15 protein-coding genes are annotated in these 18,265 nt (G+C 48.4%); 4 read left to right on the top strand and 11 right to left on the bottom strand.

Annotated elements, in window-relative coordinates; translation table 11 throughout:
* Window positions 1-524: 524 nt before the first annotated feature.
* Window positions 525-725, bottom strand: a complete 201-nt coding sequence (locus PN498_RS11385) for a hypothetical protein (RefSeq protein WP_272062884.1) — start codon at window positions 723-725, stop codon at window positions 525-527.
* A 282-nt stretch (window positions 726-1,007) separates the two neighbouring features.
* Between PN498_RS11385 and PN498_RS11380 the strand changes: the two genes are divergently transcribed.
* The 3 genes from PN498_RS11380 (at window position 1,008) to PN498_RS11370 (ending at window position 5,973) form a co-directional block, all read left to right on the top strand.
* Window positions 1,008-1,862 carry an alpha/beta fold hydrolase gene (locus PN498_RS11380; protein ID WP_272062883.1) on the top strand — a complete coding sequence of 285 codons (855 nt, stop codon included), beginning with the start codon at window positions 1,008-1,010 and terminating at the stop codon, window positions 1,860-1,862.
* Window positions 1,863-1,987: 125 nt separating this feature from the next.
* Entirely contained in the window at window positions 1,988-4,792 is a 2,805-nt protein-coding gene (locus PN498_RS11375) for a cation-translocating P-type ATPase (RefSeq protein WP_272062882.1), read from the top strand.
* A 146-nt stretch (window positions 4,793-4,938) separates the two neighbouring features.
* A complete protein-coding gene (locus PN498_RS11370) occupies window positions 4,939-5,973 on the top strand; it encodes a DMT family transporter (RefSeq protein WP_272062881.1) in 1,035 nt (344 codons plus the stop codon).
* Between the two features lie 218 nt (window positions 5,974-6,191).
* Here the strand turns inward: PN498_RS11370 and PN498_RS11365 are convergent, their stop codons facing one another.
* From PN498_RS11365 to PN498_RS11320, 10 genes are all read right to left on the bottom strand, one after another.
* A complete protein-coding gene (locus tag PN498_RS11365; RefSeq protein WP_272062880.1) occupies window positions 6,192-6,947 on the bottom strand; it encodes an acyltransferase in 756 nt (251 codons plus the stop codon).
* Window positions 6,948-7,026: 79 nt separating this feature from the next.
* Window positions 7,027-8,052 carry an NAD-dependent epimerase/dehydratase family protein gene (locus tag PN498_RS11360; RefSeq protein WP_272062879.1) on the bottom strand — a complete coding sequence of 342 codons (1,026 nt, stop codon included), beginning with the start codon at window positions 8,050-8,052 and terminating at the stop codon, window positions 7,027-7,029.
* 69 nt (window positions 8,053-8,121) lie between these two features.
* Window positions 8,122-8,910 (bottom strand): class I SAM-dependent methyltransferase, encoded by a 789-nt coding sequence (locus PN498_RS11355; RefSeq protein WP_272062878.1) that lies wholly within the window; start codon window positions 8,908-8,910, stop codon window positions 8,122-8,124.
* Window positions 8,911-8,971: 61 nt separating this feature from the next.
* Window positions 8,972-9,796, bottom strand: a complete 825-nt coding sequence (locus PN498_RS11350) for a hypothetical protein (RefSeq protein ID WP_272062877.1) — start codon at window positions 9,794-9,796, stop codon at window positions 8,972-8,974.
* A 125-nt stretch (window positions 9,797-9,921) separates the two neighbouring features.
* On the bottom strand, window positions 9,922-10,476 hold the full coding sequence (locus PN498_RS11345; RefSeq protein WP_272062876.1) for a metal-dependent hydrolase: 555 nt from the start codon (window positions 10,474-10,476) through the stop codon (window positions 9,922-9,924).
* Window positions 10,476-12,197: a glycerol-3-phosphate dehydrogenase/oxidase gene (locus PN498_RS11340; protein WP_272062875.1), complete on the bottom strand. Its 1,722-nt coding sequence runs from the start codon at window positions 12,195-12,197 to the stop codon at window positions 10,476-10,478. The genes PN498_RS11345 and PN498_RS11340 overlap by 1 nt, the downstream gene beginning before the upstream one ends.
* Window positions 12,198-12,580: 383 nt before the next feature.
* Complete coding sequence (locus PN498_RS11335; RefSeq protein WP_272062874.1) at window positions 12,581-13,219, bottom strand: glycosyltransferase family 4 protein; 639 nt, start codon at window positions 13,217-13,219, stop codon at window positions 12,581-12,583.
* 46 nt (window positions 13,220-13,265) lie between these two features.
* Window positions 13,266-13,829, bottom strand: coding sequence for a glycosyltransferase (locus PN498_RS11330; protein ID WP_272062873.1), 564 nt, complete (start codon window positions 13,827-13,829; stop codon window positions 13,266-13,268).
* Between the two features lie 969 nt (window positions 13,830-14,798).
* The gene (locus tag PN498_RS11325; RefSeq protein WP_272062872.1) at window positions 14,799-15,095 is read right to left on the bottom strand and encodes a YggT family protein; all 297 of its coding nucleotides are present in this window, start codon (window positions 15,093-15,095) and stop codon (window positions 14,799-14,801) included.
* Window positions 15,096-15,230: 135 nt separating this feature from the next.
* Window positions 15,231-16,619 carry a metallophosphoesterase family protein gene (locus PN498_RS11320; protein ID WP_272062871.1) on the bottom strand — a complete coding sequence of 463 codons (1,389 nt, stop codon included), beginning with the start codon at window positions 16,617-16,619 and terminating at the stop codon, window positions 15,231-15,233.
* A gap of 114 nt (window positions 16,620-16,733) precedes the next feature.
* On the opposite strand from PN498_RS11320, the gene crtD reads away from it, so the two are divergent.
* Window positions 16,734-18,242: a C-3',4' desaturase CrtD gene (gene crtD / locus PN498_RS11315; RefSeq protein WP_272062870.1), complete on the top strand. Its 1,509-nt coding sequence runs from the start codon at window positions 16,734-16,736 to the stop codon at window positions 18,240-18,242.
* Window positions 18,243-18,265 lie beyond the last annotated feature (23 nt).

The following is an 18,265-nucleotide window of genomic DNA, read 5'->3' as shown; positions in this document are numbered from 1 at the left end:
CTACTCCACTGTTCTTAGCGACAGGCTGGCAAACCGACTACATTCTTACACAACCCTGCACACTGGTTTTCGCCCGCAGGATATAATTCCCTGATTTTTTATGTCAGCCGCGTTATCTATTGGGTTATATATGGATGCCTTTTAATGAGTAGCGAGAAGATTTTCCAACGTCTATAGCGATCGCTACGGTTTTGCAGGAATCTACGGTTTTGAGCACTCAATTACAGTGAAGACCATGAAGAGTCTGAGATTTTCACCTTCTCAATTTTGAATTGCAAACTCACTCCAAATCACTGTTCCCGCGATCGCGGACACGCAAAAAAATCCCACAGCCGAGGCCGTGGGATTTTGGAATCAGGGTGCATCTACCACTTCAATAACCAATTGGTGACAGCTAGTACCCGGAAAAGCCTATAAGGTTCATTAATGCTTCACTTTTTTCCAAACTCTTTGAACCTCTTATGAGGAACCTGTCCCATTGGCAACAGATCTACGGAATGTCAAAGTCGGGATGACAAAGTCTGTCACTCGACGACCCGAATCATGCCCGCCTGAATCGCATCAAACAGGCGATTGATTTGCTGTAGCTCTTGCTCATCAATGTTGCCATCAGCCAAAACCAGTTTGGATAAAACTCGATATTGCTGATGGGTAATGTTTCTGGAAGCGATGAACTGGTCAACCAGTGCTACTAAACTTTGGGTGTTTTCAGATAGCCCTGACACATGCCCCTCCTGATCTTAATAGCAACAGACAGCTGTCTTCGTATTCTACGGGTGGATCTACACCTTGTCACAAAACGTTAACGGATTGCCGTTGTCTGCCCCTGATAGCAGCCATCTAGGCTTGTGCGCCCATAGCATCCGGGCGCCGTCTTGTCCTACCAAAACGGGCGACGGCTATATCTGCTGGAGGTCTGTTTGGGCTAAATTCCCTTAGTTTGCAAATCCCATTTGAGGGGAGTAAGCTCATAGCCACGTTGCAAGCAGGTGGATGGGGGCGAGGCGATGGCACTTTTGGAGCAGCAGATTCAGATAGGTCAGTTGGACTGGTTTTATCGAGAGGCCAAACCTTTACGAGAAAGCGCAGACCGTTTGCCTGTCGTGTTTTTGCATGGTTTGGTGTCTCAAAGCTATAGCTGGCGGGATGTGATGCCCAAAGTTGCCGAACAGGGTTTTCGCGCGATCGCCCCCGATTGGATCAGTCATGGATTTTCTAGCTTCCCTGAAAAGCGCGATTTTGCTTACACTGCAGACGCTTTCGTAACGGCACTGGGAGACTTTCTGGCAGCTCTTGAGATTGAGCGGATGCATCTAGTCGTGCAGGGATTTTTAGGCGTCTATGGTCTGCTGTATGCTCTACGTCATCCTGAGCAAATTGAACGGTTGGTCATTATCAATGTGCCCCTAGCACCCGTGGTCAAACTGCCGTGGTCCATTCGCCGGATGACGCTGCCGCTGGCGGGAGAAATGATGACTCAGGATCCGCTATTGGTGGACCGAACGTTGGAAGGGGGGGGTCCTTATCAAGTCAGTGATACCGATCTGGACGTTTATCGAAAGCCCTTTTTGACCACCTCATCAGCGGGGCGATCGCTCCTCTTTACCCTGAGAAGCTTCCGGCTAGATGCTGTAACCCAGGAGATTGAGTCAAGTTTAAAGCAATGGCAAGGCTTGACCCGCTTGATTTGGGGCACCTCTGATCCTTGGATTCCGACAGAGCTAGCAGAAACTTGGGTAAACGCTTTGCCGAATGGAGAGCTGTCGAAGCTAGATGAAGTAGGCCATTATGCTCAGGAAGATTGGGCCGATAAGGTTTCTGAGGTGCTGGTCCCTTTTTTGAAGCAGACCAACATTTCATAACCTTTTCTCTATGACACGGCGCAATCTCATATAATCCACAAAATCTTACGCTCGGTTCTGTTCAGTGCTTGAGTGGCCTTATACCATGAAAACATTGTGAACAAAGGCTTCTGGACACCCTACATATGAGCGGCTGGCTACAAACTCCTCCAGAGGGGGGATGGCATACTCTGGATGCGGAAAAGGCGCTGGCCTTACTTCAGAGCGATCGCACCCAAGGACTATCGGCACAGGAAGTCATTGATCGTCGTGAGCAAGTTGGCGCCAATATTCTAGAAGAAGCCCAAGGACGCAGTAGTTGGCGGATTCTCCTCGATCAGTTCACCAACATCATGCTGGTCATGCTGATCGCAGTCGCGATTATTTCAGGCATTATTTCTGTCCGAGCTAACGAAGTACCCAAGGATGCAATCGCTATTTTTGCCATCGTTATCTTGAATGGTGTCTTGGGTTATTTCCAAGAAAGTCGAGCTGAGAAAGCGCTAGCCGCCTTAAAGCAGATGGCCTCTCCCAATGTTCGCGTCATCAGAGATGACAAAACAGTCGAGGTGCCGTCTCAAGATTTGGTTCCTGGAGATATTCTGCTGCTGGAAGCAGGAATGCAGGTGGCCGCAGACGGGCGTTTGCTAGAAGCCTCCAATCTCCAAATTCGGGAATCAGCCTTAACGGGGGAAGCTCAGGCCGTCACTAAGCAAGCCGAAGAGGATTTAGAGGCAGATGCAAGTCTGGGCGATCGCACTAATTTAGTTTTTCAGGGCACCGAGGTCGTTCATGGTCGAGGCAAAGTTGTTGTCGCCCAAACCGGAATGCAGACGGAACTGGGCCGCATTGCCACCATGTTGCAGTCTGTGGAAAACGAGCCCACACCGTTGCAGCAGCGCATGGATCAGCTGGGCAAGACGTTGGTCACTGGCTCTTTGATTTTGGTGGCGATCGTTGTTGTAGGGGGCGTGGTTCAGGCAGGCTGGGAGGCCTTTGAAACGCTCTTAGAAGTGTCTCTCAGTATGGCCGTTGCTGTGGTCCCCGAAGGTTTGCCTGCGGTCATTACAGTGACATTAGCGATCGGGACTCAGCGTATGGTGCGCCGCAACGCCCTGATTCGTCGCTTGCCAGCTGTTGAAACACTGGGTTCCGTCACAACGATCTGTTCTGACAAAACCGGGACGCTCACCCAGAACAAGATGATTGTCCAAAAAGCTCAATCCTGCTCTCAAACCGTTCAGGTTTCTGGAGAGGGCTATTCGCCTGAAGGAACATTCACGATTGATCAACAAACGGTGAGTCCTCTAGACGATCCTGAACTCACTCAGTTACTGCTCTGTGGGGTGGCGTGTAACGATGCTGTTTTGCAGAAGGAGAATGGAGACTGGGCTATTATCGGCGATCCAACCGAGGGTGCCTTAGTTGTTCTAGCTGCTAAGGGCGGGATTAACCAGCAAGAACTATTGCAGCAGTTAACAAGAACCTCAGAATTTGCCTTCTCGTCTGAACGAAAGCGCATGAGCGTTGTGGTTGAACCCTCTCAATCCGCTGAGAAGCTGGTGCCGGGACTCTCTCAGAGTCCCTATTGGCTATTCTCAAAAGGCTCACCGGAATTACTGCTGGACCGCTGCCAATTCATCCAGCGAGGAACTCAGAGGGAGACCTTGAACGACTCCACCCGAGAGCAAATTTTAGAGAAAAATGCTCATATGGCTTCTCAGGGATTGCGGGTGTTAGGACTGGCAAATCAGAAGTTAGCGTCGCCTCCTGCCAAAACCGCAGTGGAAGATGACGTTGAGCAAGGTTTAGTGTGGCTGGGGCTAGTTGGCATGATGGATGCCCCCCGCCCTGAAGCTAAGAAGGCGGTAGGTCTGTGTCAGCAAGCAGGGATTCGCCCCATGATGATTACGGGCGACCATCAATTGACGGCGCAGGCGATCGCGGCTGACATTGGCATTGCCCCCCAAGATGCGAAAACGTTGACAGGGCAAACGTTGGAAACGATGGATAAGGCCGAATTAGAGCAGGCTGTTAAAGATGTTCCGGTGTATGCTCGCGTCTCTCCAGAACATAAGCTGAGAATTGTGCAAGCGTTACAGGCACAAAACCAAATCGTTGCCATGACGGGAGATGGCGTCAATGATGCCCCAGCCCTCAAGCAGGCTGATATCGGAATTGCCATGGGCATTACGGGAACCGACGTGAGCAAAGAGGCCAGCGATATGGTGTTGCTAGACGACAACTTTGCCACCATCGTCGCAGCTACGGAAGAGGGGCGGGTGGTCTACACCAATATCCGCCGCTTTGTGAAATATATTCTCGGCTCGAATATTGGCGAGGTGCTGACGATCGCCGCGTCTCCTATCTTGCTGCCTATTCTAGACGTGCCGCTGACGCCACTACAGATTTTGTGGATGAACCTGGTGACCGATGGTTTTCCGGCCTTGGCTTTGGCTGTGGAACCTGCGGAGCCGAATGTGATGAAACGTCCCCCTCACGATCCGCAGGAAAGCATCTTTGCACGAGGACTGGGAGTTTACATGCTCCGCATCGGCGTGGTCTTTAGCATCATCTCGATTACACTCATGCATTGGGCCTATTTTTATACCCAAGAGTCAGCGGTCCCTGGCAATCCTGAGCGCTGGAAAACAATGGTCTTCACGACGCTTTGCTTGACTCAAATGGGACATGCGATCGCCGTTCGCTCCAGCAATCGCATGACTTATCAACTCTCGTTGTTTTCGAATCCCTTCGTTTTGGGAGCTGTCATCATCACGACCATATTGCAGCTGATGCTGATTTATGTGGGGCCACTGCGGAACTTCTTCGGCACTCACCTGCTGAGTCCCACCGAGTTGGCGATTTGCTTTGGCTTCAGCACTCTTCTGTTCGTCTGGGTAGAACTTGAGAAACTATTCCGACGTTTTACCAAAACAGACGCTGACTGAAGCCTCTTATATCCGCGCCTGATTCTTAGAGCGTTCTCAGCAAACGCTTAATTCCTCTCAGTAAGGTTATGAAGAATTGGATGAGACAATTCTGAACAGATCGGAAATCGTCAGCATTCAACACTCAAAGCCAACAGGAATTTGTTATGGGAAGTCAGCTCAGAGGTTTTCAGCCTTCGGGTCGCCTCTATTTAATGATCGCTATTCTAATTTTTGGGGCGGCTAATGCCGTCACTCGCAAGCTCACAGATATTGGTGCTCAAAATTTAATTGATGGGCGAAACCCTATTTCGTTTTGCAATGTGCTGTTTGTTGGAAATCTCTGCGCTCTAGGTCTGCTGCTGCTGATTTACCATAAGCAGTTACGTCCTTCGATTCTTAAACAAATCACATTCAAACAGTGGCTAACGTTGACTCTCATTGCGATTTTGAGCGCGGTGGTGGTGCCGATGCTGGTGTTCACAGCCCTTTCGCTGACAGCCGTCAACAACGTTATTCTGATCGGTCAGGTGGACGCACCACTAGTATTGGCACTCTCAGTACTGCTGCTGGGCGATCGCGTCAACGGTTGGGTGATTGCTGGGGCGATCGTCTCTTTCATCGGTGTCAGTTTGACCGTACTCCTACAACCGCCAGCACCCGATATGGTCAATATGGGAATGGGATTGGAGATTGGTCAGGGTGAGTTTCTAACGTTGCTGGCAGCAGTCTTCAAAGCCGTCTCGAATCTGGTTAGTAAGATCAGCCTGCGCGAGATTCCACTTGGGGTCTTCAACATTTATCGAATGTTGGTTGGGACAGTTATCTTCTTCGGGGCTACCCTGGTTCTTTTCAATCCAGAACATCTTATGGATGTGACCTCGCCATTCCTATGGCAGTGGATGCTGCTATACAGCGCCGTTATCGTCGTAGGTGGACAGTTAGCTTGGTTCAACGGCTTGAAGCGGAGTTCTGCTAGCGAAGTTTCGTTCGCAACAGCATTCAACCCAATTGCTGGAGTACTCGCGGCTTATGCACTACTAGGCGAAGTTCCCACTCGGGCTCAATACATCGGTGGCGTCGTCATCTTGGGGGGCATAGTGCTGAATCAGATTGGTGTTCAACGGCTCAATAAAGATCTAATTAGACCGAAGCCAGCTCCGGCAGAAATGAGTGACAAGGTTCTGTATAAGGGAGTGTGATATCCCTTCGCAATCGCGGCTTTCGATGATGGATTTGAGAATGATATAGCCGTTACTCGTTCCATTAAGACAGGGCTGATCTATTGCAACAAAGACTTGATAGCTCTGGTTATAGTCCTTCAGACTCACTCGGATACTTATGTCATTGGTGGCGAGTTGCCAAAGTTTCATCTCTGAGATAGTGCCTTACAGGTACATTCATCGCAGGTGTATCGGGGCTACTTGCGAGACTTGACGACTTTTGCAGGAACTCCGATCGCAACGCTGTATTCAGGTAAGTCCTTAGTCACCAGTGCACCTGCTCCAATGACGCTGCCACGACCGATGCGGACGCCATCTAAAACGGTTGCGCCTGCACCGAGCCAAACGTCATCTTCAATCACAACCGGACCTTTGCTGTAAACTCCTTGCTCCATCATGGGAATATCTGTGCGGTCTGTGATGTACCGACCTCCACCGATGTAGCAGTTCCCAGCAATAAGCACAGAATTGCCGACGATGATTCCATTTCCAGACGACAAAATAACGTTGCAGCCAATGTCAACTTTAGCCCCCAGTTTGACAGAACCTGTCTTGCCTTGAACAACGCAGTTTCTCGAAACAATCACATCATTGCCAAACACCAATCCCGCATCGCCTGCACCACTGGCGTCAAGCAATACACCATCATCAATAGCAACGCGATCGCCTAAGCTAATACGATTGGGATGACGCAGGACTACGCTTTGTCCCAAAATGACGCCGCTTCCAAACTGTCTAAACAAACTTTTGAAAAAGCGCTTTCTAAAGACATACCCCAAGCTGCCGGGCAAGTTGGCAAAGAGCAAGGTCGCCAGTTCATAGCGAATGAGGTCAAAGACGGTGCTGTTCCCCAGCACCTTGCTCTGATAGCGCTTCAAGAGAGAGGTGTTGGTAGAGCCGAGCTGTTCGGACAAAGGAACTTTAGAGATTACCTTAATGTCGTCTGAAGTCATCCGCCTTTTCCTTCTCCGTATGCTTCCGTATGCTCGTCATTCAATAGTTGTAATGCTTGTTCAATCGTTTGGATCCAGATTATTTGACTGATAGCCATTCTTGATCCAAATACCATTGGGCTAACTCTTGCAGTCCAGTTTTATCAGGGTGCTGAGTCGAGAACCCCACCATGTTTCTCATTTTTGAGGTATTAAAAGAGCGATCCTTGGTATAGAACGCCAGACGTCTTCTATAGATAGGAGGTTCTATACCAAACGGACGACAGAGAGTCTCCAAGATATCGCCAACAAAAAATAGGGGTGCCTTGGGAAACTGCAAAAACTTAACCTTCACACCATAGTGTTCGCTGATCAGCTCAACCATATCTTTGAAGGCCATCGCCTTCTCGCTACCGCAAATGAACGTTTCGCCAATGGCTTTTGGATGAGTAGCAGCCACCAGAAAGAAATCGGTCAAATCATCGACGTGAATAAAGTGCAACAAGTTACTGCCGTCGCCAATCAACGGCATCCAGCCCTGACTAGCCCATTTGTAAATTTTGAAAAGTCGCTTATCGCCTGGCCCATAGATGCCCGCAGGTCTCACCACGGCAATCGGTAAACCAGTCTCTTGACTGAATTCTTTGATCCAAACTTCTCCTTCAAGTTTGGTCTCCTGATAGATATCGCCAGGTTCTGTGCGATAGGTTTCGTCTGCGGGCGGTTCGGCAACGTGGCCATGAATACCGATGGTAGAGACATGAACAAATCGCTTAAAGTCAGGCTGCTGTAGGGCGGCCTTTGCCAATAGCTGAGTGCTCAGAACATGAACGTTGTAGAACTGGGTATCGGGTGCTTTGGCTTCTCGAAAAGGGGTCACCATGTGGAAGACATAGCTGACCCCAGTCATCGCTTTGTCAATCAGTTCTGGGTCGGCAACATCTCCCTTCAACCAGGTGATCGGCATGCCGTCAAATCGAGAGAGGTTTGATGTTGGACGGGCGATCGCAACGACATCAAGGTCCATTTCAACCAATTTCTTGGTCAGATTAGACCCCGTAAATCCAGTTGCGCCCGTCACCAAAACTTTTGTGCCAGGAGCAATTTGATAGTCCACTTCGCTCATAGTTCAGACTCCGCACTTCATATCAAGAACAATAGAATTTTCAGTTAAGCCAATTTTCGAAAGGGTACCTTAGCTAGTTTTTTGTCCTTTCAGGATGACCGGAGAACCTAAGAGTGCCGTCAGACCAAACGGTCTAACAATACCCTCTAGCAATGAGGACAATTGAGGTGATTTCAGGAGGCGATGCAGCACCATTGGCCAGAAAAACTGGGCATAGCGATCGCTTGGCTGATTGTCTATTGACTTCAAATACTCCAAGATCTGTCGTTCTTCATAAGAAATGTAGGGGCGAGTATTTTGTTCAACGTTCTTCTTGAATTTGAATAGCAGAGGAGCGATGGAGTTAAAGCTTCGGACTGTCGGATAGTCCACCATGATTGCCTGCTTTGCCACACGGTTAAGCTCTGATAGAAATGCCTGCCACTCAGTTACATGGGCTAAGAATCGATAGCTGATCACGACATCGAATGCATCATCGGGATAGGGCAAAGCCAGTACATTGCCAACTTGAAAATGACAAAGTCCCTGGTCAATCAGCGGCTTGATTCGGTTCTGACAGCTTTCGTCACTGCCCAAGACGGTTACCTGATATCCAGCTTTGACTAGTGCCGGTGTTAACTGACCATGTCCACCGCCAACGTCTAAGACACTGCCATTGGTATAAGGGCGCAGCATTTTGAGCGTTGCCTGCTCCTGAACAGACAGCAGCCAAGACCCAATTGACCCAGAGAAACGTGCCGCATAACTATCAGAAGCGGTTTCGATATCAGCAGTTTCCGGAAAGCCATTGGATGAATTAGTGGCGTCGGTGGCAGAGACGCCGCCCGATATCGTGGTTCCTTTGGGGGTTTCAGTCATGGCACTTTCGTATAGTGGGGCATGTGGACCGGGTAATCAGAAAAGATTGTGCAGCGATGTCTTAAGCTCGCAAAGCAATTTGATTTTTAATAAACCGCCAGGGCGTTTCCAGGTTTCCATAGGTGAGAGAGGGAGGCGATAAAGACTGGAGTCTACTCATTACCGAAGCGGCTGGACGGTCTTGGTCCACACTGCCCGACAATTGCAGTCCAAAGCTACCCACTCGTGAACCTTCCGAGGGCAGCGGGAGGGGGTCAGTTCCCGGTAGGATCGGAATTCCTTTCTGCTCAGCAACAGAAAACTGCACGGGGCGTCGCCAACCTAACGGACGCCCACTATTGTCCCCAAGAAAAACCTTAGGAGCATCATTTGCTTGCAAAAAGTCTGCAACTAATTTGCCGCGTTTGCCAATCCATTTCCCTACACCCCATGGCAAGACAGGAATGCCCTTTTCGGTAGCGATCGCGTGGACCGTCTGAGTCAAAGGTTGACCATCTGGGAATGTTTTGTCAGTCAATAAAGCGAGCACCTCAAGACGTTCCTGTGTCACAATCTGCCGCCCTGCAAAGAGAACAAGCTCGATTCCGTTTGGGTGAACAGCCAACAATGAAAATGGCTCAGAAGTAGGCTTTAAAGACCAGTTTCTATCAATTGATATGGGCTTTGACTGCTGGTGTACGGCTTCAAACTGTCGAGAAAACCAGTTCTCACCAGCCATCTCCGTCAGACACAGGAAAGCTAAAAAATTCTCCGCACAGCCCAGTTGAGCGGCTCTGGCTGAAAAATTCTCCGCAGCTTTGGATAATACTTGACCAACGTCAAAGCATTGGTGCAAGTGAACATGAGTATCTAATAGTATTAGCGGCTCTAGGGCAGATGTCGTCATCTTTTGGAGAACCAGTAGGGTTAATAATATAAACGTTTCCTAAACTGCAAAATCCGTTTTTGAGGTTAGTGCAAAGGTGATTGATTTATCGAAATGAATGATTTGAAGTGAACAAATTGTTGATTCTAAAGTGATTTGGAGGCTTTCCTAATATCAGCTTTTCTGTGAAAGCGAATAGACCAATGAGTTATCAGTAGGATGAGTGCAGCATAGGCGGTTTCAAAGAACAGAAAAAGAACGTGACCACGATAAAAAAGACCTTCTGAATGATGAACCTGAGGAAACAGTGCCCATGGCAGTTGAATCGTTGCGTTTGTAATAGGCCAAAAGACTGGAATGCCGCTTCCGCCCGCAGTTAATAGATCCAAAAATAAATGTGACCCATAGCTAACGAGGGCAAGAATCATGACAGTCAGGAATTGCTTCCGTGACTGTCGAGCAAAAATGCCGCTTACTATCACACTACTCAGTATTCCCACTCCGAGGCTGTGGGTAATACCACGGTGGAGAGATAAATCTGAAAGAAGTTGCGGAATGAAATCAATATCAGCGGCGATCGCACTCCAAACCGCTATGCCCAGCATCGTTTTTCCAGACGGCAAAGCTGGCTGAGCGGGAAACCGTCGCCAAAACTGACCTAAGCAATAGCCTGTAACAGCGTGAGCGATCGGGGATGGCATTAAGCAGTCCTCAACTCAGCAACTTCTTGGTCAGCAACTTCTTGGGAAGAACCTTGCGGTAGTCTCTTGGCATAGAAATTGTGTACCTGTTCCAGTTCTTCTTGGTACTGGTGCTCACTCCAAGCCAGTTCTACCGCCATAATCTCTGCACAAAATGCTATGTCGGACTCTTCTGGCTTTCTGGCCGATCCTAAATCAGTTCGTCTTAAAACAACATCCGATAAATGCTGAGCCATTTCCTGGTGGACTGCATACCGAACTTGTGAGGCAAGGAGGTTTTGCCATGAAGAGCGCTCTGACTGGGGTTGGATCCCATCAAGAACTGTTTGATATTCAGTTCCATAGGTATACACCAAGCTCTTCATGGTGCTATCTGATAGACCAGTTTCGGTATTTTGATTTGCTTGCTGAAGGAGTCCGTCAAAATTATCAATAGCTCCCCCGTAGACAGGTGTTTGATGAGTTTTGCTGGCAGGGAGAGAGCGTCTCAGAATGTGTCCAACTCGACCGATAACCTTCTCCGCGACATCTCGGGCTGTTGTGTACTTAACTCCTGAAACAGTTAGCAAACCAGGCATTCCATCCTGACCGTGATCGATGAGGTGATAGTGCTTAGCGAGCTGTACATCTCCCGTTTTCCGAGAAACTCCGCTGCTGGGTAGTAATCCACAGTGGACATAGGAAATATCGCTTAGTGTCAGGTCTGCTGGTGGATAAGCCGCATTGATGTCATCAAGACAGATCTGTAATTCGGCTCCTGAAACGCTCAGTTGTTCAGGAGATTGACGGTAGGGAAAATACCAAGTGCCCAGCATCGAAGCGTCTCGCCACGGCACTGTAAATAAAAATCGACTGCCTTTGTCGACGAGAGCATCTTGATCGCGATAGTCGACCTTGCTGGATAGACCTACTGCATAGTGCTGAATAAATTTCGGAACAACAACGTTGACGGCTTTAGCCAACAAAACGTCGTCAGGTGGTGTTTTGCCTTGAGCTAAGGCTTGAAGTTGATGAATCCAGGGTCCCGACGTGTTGATAACGAGCTTTGCTTGAATATCAAAATCTTGTCCTGTTAGCTCGTCGTGAACAGTTGCTCCGGCGATGCGATCGCCCTGACGAATAAAGTCCTTCACTGTGGCATAGTTCGCAATCTGAGCACCAGCGTCGTGTGCGGATCGCAGAAATGCGAGCGTCAGCCGTTCCGAGTTATAAACTTGAGCATCTGTGAAGAGAGCGCCGCCTGTTAACCCCTCAGCAGACAATCCTGGTAGCTTCTTGAGGCACTCGTTTTTGGCAATGATTTGGCCTGTAGGAATGTGGTGGGACGTATTTTCAATGACCCAGTTGCGATCACAACTAATCAAGTCATTAAGCAACAGCGCGATCGTCATTGCCTCTCTCCCTTTGACCCCATGCCCATAAGTGGGAACCAGAATTGGTAATGGATGGATCAGGTGAGGCGCAATTCGTAGCAGGTTCTTACGCTCGCGAATGGACTCACGCATCCGTTTCAAGTCAGCATGTTGTAGATATCTCAGTCCGCCGTGAATAATCTTAAGGCTGTTTGCGGACGTTGCTGAGCCAAAGTCTTGCTTTTCAACCAGCGCGACTGATAATCCTCGGGAAACGGCCTCCCAAGCGGTACACGCTCCATAGATTCCGCCACCAATAATGAGCAAATCATAAGAACGATTAGCCAGATTTGAAAGAGTGCGCTGCATCGTTGTCTGCCTAAATAGAAATTAAATTCTCACGAAGGAGTTAACAGGGTTTCTGGCATCGAGAGACTCAGGTGCTGGTTAGTGCAGTAGTTTCTATCTGCTCAGATTAGGGTGTGTCTCTGACAATTTTGAGCCGATAGAACATGCCTTTCGCATCAACAGCAACCAAAAGTATCGCTTTAATCAAGGTTATGCAACCACTAACAGCCGTGTGTCTGGGCCTCGCCGCCATCTTCTCCGAACGGAGCTAGTGACGGCTACATCTAGTTAGACGAGCTTTCAGTTTTCTGATGCTCCTTCCTGATGCTTAACTCCAAAAGCTTCCAATCCTGAAAGGCCATCAGCACTGGAAGCTTGAAGACATCAATAAGGTGCTTACGTACCTACGGCTTGACAGTTGAAGTAATGTCTTTTGAAAGGGTTCCCTGTACCCAGTCCAATAATCGATTAGCACGCTCAGTAAAGGCTTCGAGTGAAAAGTTTTCACGAATCATGCTTTGACCAGCCTCGCCCAAGGCCTGCCTCAGGGAATCACTCTGACTCAACTCAAATAATCCTTGAGCAAACGCGGAGGGATTAGGCTCAACCAACATTGCCAAATCATTGGTCAAAACCTGAGTATGGGTCTCAAGATTTGTCGCAATGACAGCTTTCCCACTTCCTAAATAGGAATAGATCTTCATGGGAGTATTTTTCCCCTTAATGCGAGGAGAAGCTAGAATATCTGCTTGTTCCAAGTAATAGGATAAGGACTTAACAGGTCTAGGTCCTAGGAAATGTACATGGTTGGCGATGCCTAAATCTTGCGAAAGTTTCGTGTATGCTTCGATGTCGGATTGCTCGCCACCAATGACAAATAATTCTGCCTTGATATCCGCTTTCACCGACAGACTAAATCCTTGCAGGAGTAAGTCAATACCTTGATAGGCCTCAAGATTACCGACATACATGACAACCAAATTGTCTGAGTCGCTTAGTCTATCTTTGATGACTTCATCGATAATATTTCCGTCGTAACTCATAGCAGCAATGTCTATATCTATGGGAACCAATTAGAAGTAGAAGAACCTATCCGACTAAAGAAACATCCGGTAGAACAACTACCTTACGAGGATTATGGTGTCGAATATCTTCAGCAAGGCGATCGCAAACAGGGATAACAACCTCTGCCTGTTTGACAGCAATCCCTTCCAAGAAACCTAGGACTCTCGAAACAAACGTTAGCTTTGGATACTGCTCAACGATTTGTTGAGACAGGGAAGAATCCATGTCATAGAGGTAAGGAATACCAAAGAGGAGTTTGAGTACGAGTGCAATGAACACGGACTCTTCGACCGCATGAACAAACTGATACTTACGAGTAGTCACCAAGTGCAGTGCTTGAAAAAACATGCAGGTATCACAGACCAGCTTTTTCCAGGAAAAACCAGGTCTGATGTTGGAAATTAGGGGAACACTGGGAGTTCTGATGAGTTGAATATTAGGATGAGTGACGTCTTCACCTTCGTGATAAGTGATCACGTCAAGAACGTCGCCTCTTTCCGAATACACCTTCAGCATCAGATTGACTGCGATCGGTGTTCCGCGATCCTGGTAAAAGGGTTGAGGCGCGAGAAATAGAATTTGTTTCAAACCGCTGCCTGTCCGATTGAATCTTGCCTTGGTTGTAGATGACCTGGAACCGTAGCTTAAATTCCAATTAATCTTTGAGGTCCGACGTCTCAGGTACATGCTTTCTAGCCATCCTAAATCAGAGTTTAGACAAAGATTAGCCCTTGCCACAATGGTAAGAAGACTGAAGTTTCTTGCCTGCATAGGCACTTATTCAGGAGCTTAATCGTGTCAAACAGATGCTCAAGTAGACTCGCGGAAACCTACAATTTAGGGGGCTTTACCACTCTAATACTGCTAGATAATACACGATTTTGATTTAAGCGTCCTGCGGCGAGATGATTCAATATCAAGGGCTGTATTAGCTCAATAGTATGATTTGACTTGAACCCAACGGTCTTTTTATGAGAGATTTCACGCAAACTTTATGGCTACTCAAACGCATATAAAGGCGCTACGAAGGTCTTCCGCAAAACACTTTAGGATTTTTTGATTAACAAAAAATACCAGTTAGTCTGCTATTATTTGAGTATCTTTTAAACAGCTTTACTCCGTAAGCAAAATAATTCAATAAATTTCTTCTATCACAATACAGTTGTGTGCTTTAACACCCGAAATTGATTTTGCAACCGTTGCTTAGACCCGCTATCTAGAATGGCACCATCCAAAAAATTGATATAAGCCTCTGAGTAGAGTTATCTAAAGAGAGTATTATTGAAGCCACGATCGCTTCTATCGGAAATATAGCTTGAGTTAAATAGCCCACTATCTTGTCTCAGCGGAACTGGCAACGGCGATACCTCCCAACAATTTGATCGCTCCTCTACAGTTTCGCTTCATGAAAACTCTGTTCCCAAACAGGCTAAGTTCAAGAAAAATTTATCTAATGAGTGACTCGTCGTCCATAGAGTATCTATCAAAACGTTGTAACCAATTAACGAATTTTTGACGCAATTCACCCAAATAGATCGAGAGTTTGAAGACGGGTAATTATGCAAGAATGCGTAGCAATCCTTGCTGACCCAGTAATATTTCTCGCAGGAGCGTGGCAATGCCAACCCAAATGATGGGAGAAATATCAACACCACCAAAGGGCGGAATCACCTTACGGGTTGGAACCAGCAGGAACTCAGTAGGCCAAACAATCAGATTGAAGGGAAAGCGATCACCCTCCGCCTGAGGATACCAAGTCAACACAATACGCACGATAAAAAGCAGCGTATAAATCCCCAGCAGTGGACTCAGAATCCAATCAGCTAGATGGTTCAGCGTAAAGAGATTATCCATAAAAGCGAATTAGGACAGATGACGTCGTCGAATAGCAGCGCGTGTACTTAAGACTGACACACTGCAATCTTTCTTCATCATAACGATCCTTGTCCTGTTGCAGATCACCCAGATCAGAAGATTTCTGTGGGCCGTCTAAAGTACAAGTGGGTCAAACTCCGTTCTCGTCCAAGTGTCACGGTAGAGTTCAGTGATAAAGGGGCGAATAACAAACTTGGGGCGATCGCCTGCTCGGACATCAATTCGCAGGAAAGAATAAGGCCAGTGAGTATCGCTGCCTATGCCCCAACGACCCATAAACAACTGAGATTTAGCAATGACGGGACCCTCCGTACCATTGTTTTCCCGGAGGGTTGTTTCGCCATGCTGCGCTCGCAATCGCGCACCGCTGCCTCCGCAAACAATCCAATTTAAACAGCGATCAGCATGGCCCGTCTCTACTGTTCTGAGATATTCAAAGCAGTGGGCATGTCCGCTGAGCACCAGATCAACGAGTGGTTCGTGATGTTGAGCCCCCAATTTCTCCGCAACAGCATCCATGACCCAGCGCAAATGCCGACGCGCTGAAAGACAGGACACATCGTGATATTTCGACCCCTCGGTCACGTAGGGAGGATGATGGAAGTAAAGAATTCGCCCTCGAATTTGAGGATTCCTAAGGGAGTTGATTAGGCGATCACGCAGCCAAAATAGCTGTGCCCAGTCGAGTTCCGTAGAAAGGTCGCCTGACGGCTCCTCTGCCTTCAAAACTGTCGCTCCATCCACGTCTACGGGGCGATTGAAAGTGCTGGAATCCAGTCCAATAAAGTCAATATCGCCGTAGCGGAAGTGATAGTAGCGGTTCGGTAAAGACGTAAACTCACCAGGCTGGTAGGTCAATGCGAAACCTGTATCAGTCTCGCTGGCGTAGTGCTGTTCGAGATGGTTTTCGAGATCATTGCCCGATAGGTCTTTGAGATAGTCCAGGAACGCTCGGGCATAGGCGTCGCCTGAAGCCGACCCCCGCAGGCTAACATTGTCGGTTACTGGAACCTTGAGATACTTTCGTAATGGTCTAACTGCTGCGACTAGAAGACCATACGGGAGCGGGACGTTGTAATAATCGTGGTTACCAGGAACCGTCAGAAACGGTTTTTTGAATACTAGGTTGCGATACTCTAGGCAATCGCTTCGTTCGCCACCCACTAACCATTCCTGATACGGCTCGATGAAGTTAGCGGGATATTGGTCAGGGGATCCCATTTGATACACCACATCACCTGTGTGTAGCAGGAAGCGGCACTCTTCCATTTGCTCTGCTAGGGATTGGGCAATTTCTCTTTGGGGATGCCCAAACGGTTGTGGACCAAAACCCGTATCCCCAATGACCAGAAAAGAAAAGGCTGACGTTTGCGCCAGCCCATCTGCAATCTTTAACCGTGTTTGATCGATGCCTCTGTCTTGAACTTGCCGTGCTCCCCAACGGACACGCGATCGCATTCTTTGAACCTTAGTGGATGTAGGCGGATCTAACAGTAGTCCCATAGTGATATCAAGTCCATCTTCTCTGCACTGTAACGATTGTTAAGGGCGATCGCCAAGATCCTGCCCACACAACTCAAGTTAGACTATTAAAAGATGTAACGAATCAAACTTTTCATGGCCGTTGAGCATTCCTTACAAAAGCGCGTTGTCGTTGTCGGAGCAGGTATTGGCGGTCTCACGACAGCAGCCTTACTGGCTCATCGTGGCTATGAAACCCTTGTATTTGATCAGGCCTATGTTCCTGGAGGATGCGCTTCAACCTTCAAAAGACGCGGCTTTACTTTTGATGTTGGGGCGACTCAGGTCGCAGGTTTGGAATTAGGAGGCGTTCATCAGCAAATTTTTGAAACGCTCAATATTCCTTTGCCAGAGGCTTCCTGTTGTGATCCTGCCTGTGCAGTCTATTTGCCTAACGAATCAACGCCGATTTCAGTCTGGCGCGACCCTGAGGCATGGCAAGCAGAGCGTCAGCGACAGTTCCCCCAAAGCGAACCCTTCTGGCAATTATTGAAGACGCTCTTTCAGGCAAGCTGGCGCTTTCAAAGTCGGCAACCCGTTTTGCCTCCCCGCAATCTGTGGGATACCTGGCAGATGATGTCTGCGCTACGACCGGACACCTTCATCACGGTTCCCTTTACCTTTTCAACCGTAGGGCAGTTGTTGAAGGCGTTTGGACTGTATGGCGATCGCCGCCTCAAAACCTTTCTTGATATGCAACTCAAGCTCTATTCGCAAGTGGGTGTTGATGAGACTGCACTCCTCTATGCGGCCACTGCGTTAAGTGTTTCTCAATCACCCCAGGGGCTTTTTCACCTGCAGGGAAGCATGCAGGTTTTAAGCGATCGCCTAGTTGCTGCTTTAGAACGGGATGGCGGCAAACTCCTAATGCGCCATACGGTTGAGCAGATTCACGTGGAGAATGGCCAAACTACAGGTGTAACTGTGCGCAATCAAAAGACGGGCGAAGCGTGGACAGAAGCCGCTGATATTGTCGTGGGCAACGTCACGGTGCAGGATTTGGTCCAGTTGCTGGGAGAAAAAGCGCCTGCTGGCTATCGACAACGGGTCGACACTTTGGAGGAGTCTTCAGGTGCCTTTGTGGTTTACCTCGGCGTTGATCAGGCGGCTATTCCTGAAAACTGTCCGCCCCATCTGCAATTTCTCTATGACTACGACGGACCTATTGGAGAGAACAATTCTCTGTTCGTCTCGGTGAGTCGTCCCGGAGACGGTAGAGCACCCGAGGGAAAAGCGACGATTATCGCGTCTTCTTTTACAGATTTGGGACAGTGGCGATCGCCTAAAACCTACAGCACCCTCAAGCAGGAATACACCAACACGGCTATTGAAAAATTGGGACGATATTTCGACCTGAGTCCCGAAAACGTGGTGCATGTTGAGGCGGGGACTCCTCGGACATTTGAGCGATTTACGGGGCGCGATCGCGGCGCGGTGGGTGGCTTGGGTATGCGGGTCAAGACCTTTGGACCGTTTGGGTTTGCCAACCGTACTCCCATTCCCAATCTCTGGCTAGTGGGTGACTGTACTCACCCTGGTGAAGGAACCGCAGGCGTGAGTTATTCAGCCTTGACAGCAGTACGACAAATTGCAGCCCAGGATTAGACCGTCGGACGAGAAAGAATTGC

This window comes from Oscillatoria sp. CS-180 (genome assembly GCF_028330965.1).
Taxonomy (GTDB): domain Bacteria; phylum Cyanobacteriota; class Cyanobacteriia; order Phormidesmidales; family Phormidesmidaceae; genus Halomicronema.
Note: the sequence above shows the minus strand (reverse complement) of the source record. Positions and strands in the feature narration are given on the sequence as shown.